This window comes from Pseudomonas sp. 05N433, from assembly GCF_056396925.1.
The window spans coordinates 1-354 of record NZ_JBFTML010000170.1; the positions used below are offsets into that span (position 1 = coordinate 1).

Sequence of the window (354 nt, forward strand, 5' to 3'; positions counted from 1 at the left end):
AATGGCGTCGCCAGTGCCGTGCAGTCGTTGCAGGCCGGCGAGAGTCACAACGAAGTGTTCACCATCCAGGTCAGCGACGGCCTCGGTGGCGTCGACACCCAACAGGTGACCGTCACCGTCACCGGCAGCAACGATGCGCCGGTGCTCAGCTTTGCGAGCGGCAACGATGTCGGCGCCGTGCAGGAGGACACCACCCTCAGCGTCAGCGGCCAGTTCAGTTCAAGCGACATCGATCATGCAGCCACCGCGACCTGGAGCATTGCCGGGTCAAACACCGGCAGCTACGGCTCGATCGCCGTCGACAGCAGCGGCCAATGGACYTACACCCTGGCCAACGGCACCGATGGCGTTGCC

The 354-nt window shown here is 64.9% G+C and carries 1 protein-coding gene; it reads left to right on the forward strand.

What is annotated here, in order from left to right; genetic code table 11:
* The coding region (locus tag AC1DIS_RS30205; RefSeq protein WP_477781330.1) for a VCBS domain-containing protein at positions 1-354 on the forward strand (354 nt) is incomplete at both ends.